The organism is Rhizobium sp. FKY42 (assembly GCF_005222835.1).
Lineage (GTDB): Bacteria > Pseudomonadota > Alphaproteobacteria > Rhizobiales > Rhizobiaceae > Neorhizobium.
In genome coordinates this window covers 41,329-49,239 of sequence record NZ_STGA01000058.1, presented here as the reverse complement: position 1 = coordinate 49,239, position 7,911 = coordinate 41,329, and the positions used below count along the sequence as shown (strand labels likewise).

6 protein-coding genes and 2 pseudogenes are annotated in these 7,911 nt (G+C 49.7%); 1 reads left to right on the top strand and 7 read right to left on the bottom strand.

The window, feature by feature from the left end:
- Positions 1 to 133: 133 nt before the first annotated feature.
- The 7 genes and pseudogenes from E8M78_RS19050 to E8M78_RS19020 form a co-directional block, all read right to left on the bottom strand.
- A pseudogene (locus E8M78_RS19050) lies at positions 134 to 664 on the bottom strand (transposase); the annotation flags it as partial.
- A gap of 61 nt (positions 665 to 725) precedes the next feature.
- Positions 726 to 1,430: an IS6 family transposase gene (locus E8M78_RS19045; protein ID WP_137136552.1), complete on the bottom strand. Its 705-nt coding sequence runs from the start codon at positions 1,428 to 1,430 to the stop codon at positions 726 to 728.
- 709 nt (positions 1,431 to 2,139) lie between these two features.
- Positions 2,140 to 3,200, bottom strand: a pseudogene (locus E8M78_RS19040) (IS630 family transposase).
- Positions 3,201 to 3,282: 82 nt separating this feature from the next.
- Positions 3,283 to 4,188, bottom strand: a complete 906-nt coding sequence (locus E8M78_RS19035) for a carbon starvation induced protein CsiD (protein WP_137136551.1) — start codon at positions 4,186 to 4,188, stop codon at positions 3,283 to 3,285.
- 24 nt (positions 4,189 to 4,212) lie between these two features.
- Positions 4,213 to 4,833, bottom strand: coding sequence for a LysE family translocator (locus tag E8M78_RS19030; protein ID WP_137136550.1), 621 nt, complete (start codon positions 4,831 to 4,833; stop codon positions 4,213 to 4,215).
- Between the two features lie 10 nt (positions 4,834 to 4,843).
- Positions 4,844 to 5,545, bottom strand: a complete 702-nt coding sequence (locus E8M78_RS19025) for a TauD/TfdA family dioxygenase (RefSeq protein ID WP_137136549.1) — start codon at positions 5,543 to 5,545, stop codon at positions 4,844 to 4,846.
- Positions 5,546 to 5,561: 16 nt separating this feature from the next.
- Positions 5,562 to 6,557: a TauD/TfdA family dioxygenase gene (locus E8M78_RS19020; RefSeq protein WP_137136548.1), complete on the bottom strand. Its 996-nt coding sequence runs from the start codon at positions 6,555 to 6,557 to the stop codon at positions 5,562 to 5,564.
- Positions 6,558 to 6,724: 167 nt separating this feature from the next.
- Here E8M78_RS19020 and dapE point away from each other — a divergent pair, with 167 nt between their 5' ends.
- A complete protein-coding gene (dapE, locus tag E8M78_RS19015; RefSeq protein WP_246658397.1) occupies positions 6,725 to 7,900 on the top strand; it encodes a succinyl-diaminopimelate desuccinylase in 1,176 nt (391 codons plus the stop codon).
- Positions 7,901 to 7,911 lie beyond the last annotated feature (11 nt).

Genomic DNA, 7,911 nt, shown 5'->3' with positions numbered 1-7,911 from the left:
AGGTTCACATGGCTCAATTCTCAATGGAAATTATGCGCCTAACCGGCTCAGTTTCGCGCGGAAACCAACACCGTGTGACCTTGCGCAGCGTCGCCTCGGATTGCTCCACGGTGTCGGCTCTGCCCATTTCTTCTAAATATCGCGACGCGCTCGCTTCGAGGTGGCTGATCCGCAATTCGATCTTGCCGACGGTAAAGTTGTGATCCCTGTTGTTAACGGCTTTGAACTTGCTCCCATCGATCGCAACATTGCCACCGCTCAACACGCCGACCTGGCGGCATAGTTCAACAAATCTGGCGCAGGCCTTACGGATTGCCGGACCGTTGTCTTTCCGGAAATCGGCTATGGTTTTGTGATCCGGAACTAGCCTCCCGGTCAGCCACATCGCTTCAACATTGCGCCCGGCTTCACGTTCAAGCCGTCGGCTTGACGGGACGCGGTTCAGGTAGCCGTAGATGAAAAGCTTCAGCAACATCGAAGGGTGGTAAGAGGGGCGTCCGGTCTGCGCAGGTGACATGCGGCAGAAGCCCGCGCCGACAAGGTCCATAGCGTCGACGAATGCATCGATCACGCGAATGGGGTGATCCTCGTCGATCCAATCCTCAAGGCGATCTGGAAAAAGCGTGACCTGATCACGACTGATGCCTTCGATATAGCCTGACATGGCGATGTCACCTTAACTCGAATTCGGATGCACAGGAGACGTTCGGCCTTGGGGGTTCATCTCAGGCCATGGCTCCCGCCGCAGCTTTCCACTCTGCGATCGCCTGGATGCGGTGAACGCGCTTTTGGAATGCGGAGCGTTGTGAGCGGGGTGGGACGAAGAGGTTACGGACAGCGGAGAAGACAGAGACGAAGCGCTGAAGGCCTCCCGGTGATCGGAAGCCTTGCATCATCCGCTCCCGTTTTCGCAGCGGCATATGAGAATTCTCGGACCGGTTGTTCAGACCATTGTGAGATCGGTGTTCGACGTGCGGCATGACCTGTCGCCGGGCTGCTCCATAAGAGCGCAACTTGTCAGTGATCATCCGCTTCGGTGCGATACCCTGTTTCTTCAGAAGGCGGGTCAGCAATCGCCTGGAAGCCTGGGTGTTGCGGCGGTTTTGGACGATCTCGTCAAGCACATACCCGTCCTGATCGACGGCACGCCACAGCCAGTGTTTCCTGCCGGCAATGGTGATGACCACCTCGTTCAGATGCCACACATCGTTCCTGCTGGGCTTCTTGCGGGGAAGGCGACGCGCATAATCCGGGCCGAACTTCTTTCCCCAGCGGCGGATCGTTTCATAAGAGACGGCAACACCGCGCTCCAGCAACAATTCCTCGACAAGGCGCAGGCTCAGCGGACACCGAAAATAGAGCCGGACCGCGTGGGCGATGATCTGGGGTGGGAAGCGATGGCGCTTGTAGCTGACTGGCGAGGTGTTCATGTAAGTGCGTCTATCGCAGCCGCTCCTCAACAGGCGTTACCGTGACATCCCCCACGACTCCACCATGAGGTAACAAAGGCATAAAACAGCCATCAAGAGTTGCAATCGGTTCCGCTTAGAATTATGACGCTCAGAATATGTAGGTTCTGCGGGATATTATTAGAATATACTTTTCCTAATTCAAAGGATGATTGTTTGTCCAGTCGAATTACTCGCACATTTATAATATTAATATTCATCATATCAATGATAATAATATCATCATTTCTTATAATAACCTTCGCGTCTAATACGTTCTTCGTATACAAGAATTACAACTATAGGTTAAATGTAAGATTTTTTTACTAATACAAGAACCTTTGTCGCAACAGGCGTTTATCATGTCACGATCAGAAAGCCGCCTTGCTTATGGCTCGCGGTGAATTGTACTCGCATATACATGACAGGTGATGCCATACCCCTTAGGTTTCCCAACGGAAAATACATATTTATTTTACTGAGCAATGTTGAAAATGGTTTCTACACCCTTAGACCAGACGATTTGCTGCCTAGAGATATATATCAAAAAGCGCACTCCTTGACACAAGATTGGGTGGGTGCACCATTCGCAGTACCATCGCACCTGGCCCCAAGTATAGTATACTTTTCCGATATAAATGACCCATCGTCAATTACGCTATTAGACAGAACTCATACGGGTCCTCACTGATCAGAACCCATTTGCCCATTCTCTTCGTCCGATGGACATAATGCGCCAAGGCTGGCTTTGGAGCTTTCGCCAGGCGTCACAGCAATGAGCGACGATATCGTCATAGGACTTGAAGATGCGGTTCGACAGCCAGTTCTCACGCATGAAGTGCCAGAGGTTTTCCACCGGGTTCAGTTCCGGCGACTTCGGCGGCAGTGGCAGGATCGAGATGTTGCCTGGGATGACGAGATTATTGGACATATGCCAGCCCGCCTGATCCATGATGAGGATGGCATGCGCATCATCGGCCACGTGCCGTGAGATTTCAGCCAGGTGCTGCGTCATCGCGTAGGTGTCGCACCATGGCATGACCAACGCCGCCGCTTTGCCCTGCTTGGGGCAGATGGCACCGAAGATGTAGGCCGAGCGGGTTCGCTGGTCGTGTGGTGCGGATGGCCTTGATCCCCGCTTTGCCCAGCGGCGGGTGATCTTGTTCTTCTGACCTATCCGGGCTTCATCTTGAAACCAAATCTCTATGCGTTTTCCTTGAGCGGCCCCGCCTGCGATTTCTGCCACTGCGGCGGGAAAGCTTTTTTAAAATCCTCAATGGCTTGAGGGTCATGCGCATGATGTTTCGGGCGGGCGGCGAGCTTGCGGTAACCCATGGCACGCACCTCCCGGCTGAGCGTCTGCTCGCTCACCGAGACGCGAAACTCCTCCCAAATCCATTGGGCCAGATCGCACAGACGCCATCGGACGACACCGTCAAGATAAGGCGTCGGTCCCAATTCGATGGCCTTTGCCAGGGCCGCCCGCTGAACATCGTCCAGCAGTGACTCGGGGCCAGGAGCCTTGCCGTCGATCAGCCCATCAGGACCACGTTCGTTGAAACGCAGGACCCAGTCCCGCACGATCTGCAGCGTGACGTTGCCTAGGCGCGCCGCATCCGAGCGCGAGCCGCCGTCATAGATCAGCGCAAGCGCCAGAAATCGACGCGCCTGGGCCGCATGTTTGCTTTGTCGAGCCAAACGCCGAAGACCTTCAGCATCAAAATCCCCACGCAATGAAATTCCAGCTCGCATCCGAAACCTCCGATTTGCACCAGAGATTCAGATTCATCACGTTTTGGAAAGCCCAAAGAGTCGGCATCAGAAAGACGACGTATTAGTAAGCGCCGATGGACCGGATGATCCTTCTTTCTACAGGTTGGTGAGTGCCATATCGCGCGCGGCCGTGAAGCCAGGTCTTGTTGTCGAGCAAATAGATTTCACCGACATCAAGAGCAAACGAAGCATCTTCCTGTGCATCCAGAAGAGAATCAAAAATCTCGCAAAGACGATTGGCTTCCTCGTCGTTGCGTGGATGTACCCATTGGAACGCCATTCGCACACAGTTTTTGCCATCTTGAGAATAGAACATGGGAAGTGATAATGCCCCATTGTCTCCCCTATTTCCGAATTTGGCTTTTCTAGGATCTTGTGCAGACGGGCCTCGGAAAACAAACTCTCTGGAAGACCATTCGTCAGAGCTAAATCTTGAATAATCAGCCCAGTCGTTTACATGCAGGAGAAGGCTTTCTCCGCCAACCGTTGAGGTGTCAAACACCTTTCCGCATATGATCCAATCGGTATTTCCGTTGTAATAGGTACCGTCGGTGTGCAGAGGAAGAACCGCGTCGGGATTGAAATTGATAGGATCGTCACTGCTGATGTCAAAGTAAGCGAGATTATCGTTTTTCTCGTCACACCTAGGTGTGCCGACAAGATAACCCAGACCTGTGATCCAGGCAGATAAAACTGCCTGGTTCAAAACCTCTCCGGAAAATGGTTTCATGCTTATGGCTCCGCGGTCTGGATCACGAAGCGTTTTGTTGATGAAGTTGATCGCCTCCGCTCCCAGCATTTTTTTGAGCTTTGCTGTAATCCGTGTTCTCTCCGCTGGAATAGCGTGCCGATTGTAGCCCGGACGTTCAGCACAAAACGCTACGAATTCATTGGAAACATCTTCAGGGATCTCAAGGCGAAGGACACGGGTATTGCGGGGGTCCGGGACTGTGCGAATGTCACGCATGGACTGCTCCTCTTTTGATCAAACTTAAAACAGAGAGGTTGCGACTATGGCAGCGAAAATCAGCATTGAAATGCCGAATCCGATGTCCAGATATCGTGCATTTTGTTGGATGTAGCTGGAAATTCGATGATGCGTAAAAGCAACGGAGACAAGTGAAAACCATAGAAGTTGCATGGCAACCATCACACATCCGAATAGAAATAGCGTGTTGTATCCGGCATTCGTTCCAATAACTGACGTGAAAATGGCAAGAAAATAGATCGGTGTTCTTGGGTTTGTTATGTTGCTCAAAAATCCGATCGCAAAAGGCATCTTATTGTTGCGAGTAAGAATACTTTTTTCTTCATTTTTCCTGGTCGACAGAAGCGACTTCAAACCAATAAAAGTCAAGTATGAAATGCTTATGGTTTTAAACACCGTGAGGAGGACTGCAGAATTTGCGATGAGAAAGCTCACCCCAGTTGCCGCAAGGAAAATGTGAACAGCCAAAGCGGACGCGATGCCCAAACTGCACACAAGTGCCCAGTTTCGCCCCTGAGACACAGCGTATTTTGTCACAATCATGAAATCGGGGCCTGGAGAAGCCGCCGAAAGCAACTGCAGGCCTGCCAGCATGATCGCTGTCGATAAAACTTCTTGGCTCAAAGCACTGGCTCTACATTATCCAGACACGTTTTAATTCACGTTTGTTATCTTCAAATGCAGAGCGTCCATGCAGCATTCTGTGGTTGTCCCAGATCAGTAGATCGTTGTCAGACCACTCAATCGATGTGTGAGACTTCGAGAATTCAGCTTGAACAGCTTCATGAAACGATGTGAACCAGGGCAACCCGCGTGCATCACTGTATTTCGTGCTGAAACGAAGGATTCGTTCTCCGTCACATCTCTGAGATGGTTCAATGGTTGCGTGGATTGCTTCTAAGGCCGGGTCACCGTTCTCTTTCTTTGCACTTGAATAAAATCTCAGTTTTTCACTGGTGAGAGTAATTTGAGACGGTGCTGAAAGATTGGAGACGATCTGCAGTCCGTCAGCTAGAAGCGTCTTGCCTCCTCCGCATGAAGGAGCGCGAACACACCAAAGAGCCAAATATTTAGGTGGCTCGTCCTGAAACTCAAAACATTCTGTATGAGGGCCTATCGGATCCACACTTTGTGAATTGTAAGCTTCAGCCGACGCCTTTTTGGAAACGACTTCCCACACTTGGCCTTTGCCATACTGATCAGCCAATTCTCCAAACGATTCCAGCAACTTTAAATAAGGAAAATCAGAATGAAGATTTTTGAGATGAAAATAGCCATTTTGAAGCAATGATCTGTCAGCATCGGCCTTAATGCTGGAAAGGAAGTTGTCTAGCATCTACGAACATCCAGTTTTAGAAATTTGACGTGACTTGAACATTCCAAGGATCTGTCCGATCTTTCACGACTTCTCGCCATCCACTGCTCACATAGGTGCGCTTAAGCCAGCGATCTCTCCCATCGAACAGAGCTGTGAAGCCATCTCGGCTGTGAGGCACTTTGTAGTTGTCGATAAAAAGGAGGTCCCCTGGCTTCAATGGTATCGACATGGCTGAAGCAACGATGAGTTCTTTAAGCTCCATGAAAGCACTGTGGTATTCTTCCGCCAGACCGGCGCACATGTCGTAATTGAGATTAAATGTCAGATAGGGAGACATCTCGTGCCCCCAGATGATTGGCCGCTTCCTCGATTGGTTGGTGGCCTCCTCTCCCAATCGATTTGCCGTTACCGTGAAAACGTCCTCAGAGAGCAGCCTCCTTGTGCCTGCGCTCAGCAAATTTAGATCAGGAACAGAAATATTTGTCGGGTGATTGTGGGGATTTCGGATGCAATACAGTGAAAAATAATCACCGGGATGCTTAAGATAAGCGTTGTCGGTGTGCCAAAGAAAATCAGTGCGTGAACCTGAACCAATTGCCAGGTCTTTCGCAGAAGGACGAGGGAAAATATCTGAGGTCATGTTTTGATGCTGAACACCATACAGGGAAAAGACCTGACCGAGCATCGAAGAAATCAAAATAGGAACTGCATCATTAAACTCAATGATTTCATTATACTTTGGCGCATCGTCTATTGGAGTTGGCTGCGAGGTATCGAACGGAAGGCCGGATATCAAGACTACTTCGGAACCTAACGTTTTTGTGATGCCGGTGGTGAACTTCCTAAGTCCAACAGGTAAGTCCTGAGCAAAAACGCGGCCATCGCGTGCAAATTCCAACATGGTTGTTTTGCTGGTAATGCAATCATCAATCACTTGGACAATCGAGGTGTTCTCGGTCTCATCAACGGCGTAGGTATTGATAGAGATAGTGTTTTCGACACCGCTACCTACCTCATGTTTGTCAAGCATTTTTATTAAACCCTCTTCACGGAAACGAAAAAGAGAAAGCAGGATGGAGTAGGGTAATGGCGTGTAGGATGCAATGTATTGCTCCCATGGTTGTATTTGTCAATTAAAAATTTTACGAAGAATGAAAAGCTCGCTATGAGCGTATAAGGCTGGAGGCTGATTTGACGGTGGATGCAATAGATGTCTTGGGGCAATTAATTCGAATAAAATCAATCACTCCGGACGGAAGAAAATGCCTCGATTTGATCGCTGATATCCTCAAAGCATATCTGTTTGACGTTACGTTCATAAAATTCGAGGAGGTCGAAAACCTATATGCAACCCGGGGGGCAAATGGACCCCGGTTGTTGTTTGGTGGACATGTAGACGTTGTGCCTCCCGGAGCGGAAGAGGCTTGGAGCCATCCTCCGTTTTCCGGAGCGGTAGAGGGTGGAACCATGTACGGACGCGGTGCGGTCGATATGAAAGGCGCTATCGCATGTTATCTAGAGGCGATTTGTCGCTTTCTGGAAAAGGATCCGGATCCTAGTGCAACGCTGTCGCTCCTTATTACGTGTGATGAGGAAGGGCTCGCGCTTAATGGGACCCTGAGAACGCTCGACTGGGCGGCCAAAAACGGGCACCGTTGGGACTATTGTATTGTCGGTGAGCCAACGAGTAGCAATGCATTAGGAGATGTGGCAAAGGTGGGCAGAAGAGGCTCACTCTCGGGCGAAATAGTAGTGAGGGGTGTGCAAGGACATGTTGCCTATCAATCTGAAGCCCTTAATCCTATCGTGCTTGCCTCAAAACTCGTTTGTGAACTCTCAAGCTATCGCTTCGATCAGGGAAATTCGTATTTTGAACCCACTAATCTAGAATTTACTACGATAGACGTAAATAATTCTGTCACAAACCTCATCCCAGAACAAGTCTCTATGGCGTTTAATGTCCGCTTCAACAGCGAATGGGATATAGAAAATTTAAAAAACAAGATAATAGACGTTGTTTCGGAAGTAGCTCTACTTTCCAATGACTTAAGTCCCAAAGATAAACAATATCAAGTCCAACTGATATGGAGAGAAGGAGCTAGTGAATCCTTTCTCTCGAAAGACGAGCAACTCATTTCAGCAGTCAAAAATTCAGTGGCAAAAGTGACTGGTAAAGCGGTCAACCTCACGACAGGCGGAGGAACCTCAGATGCCCGCTTCGTAAAAAACTATTGTCCCGTGGTTGAATTTGGATTGGTCGGTCAGACCATGCACAAAGTGGACGAGCGCGTTGAACTGTCAGATCTTCACATGCTTACAAAAATCTATGAAGCGTTTATCGAGGAAGTTTGCGTCAACAAGCCTCCATCGTAGGACTACCCGTT

Excerpts from the sequence above, each read along its gene's own strand:
- E8M78_RS19025 (WP_137136549.1), bottom strand. The coding sequence starts at position 5,545 with ATGCTAGACAACTTCCTTTCCAGCATTAAGGCCGATGCTGACAGATCA.
- E8M78_RS19020 (WP_137136548.1), bottom strand. The coding sequence starts at position 6,557 with ATGCTTGACAAACATGAGGTAGGTAGCGGTGTCGAAAACACTATCTCT.
- E8M78_RS19045 (WP_137136552.1), bottom strand. The coding sequence starts at position 1,430 with ATGAACACCTCGCCAGTCAGCTACAAGCGCCATCGCTTCCCACCCCAG.
- E8M78_RS19035 (WP_137136551.1), bottom strand. The coding sequence starts at position 4,188 with ATGCGTGACATTCGCACAGTCCCGGACCCCCGCAATACCCGTGTCCTT.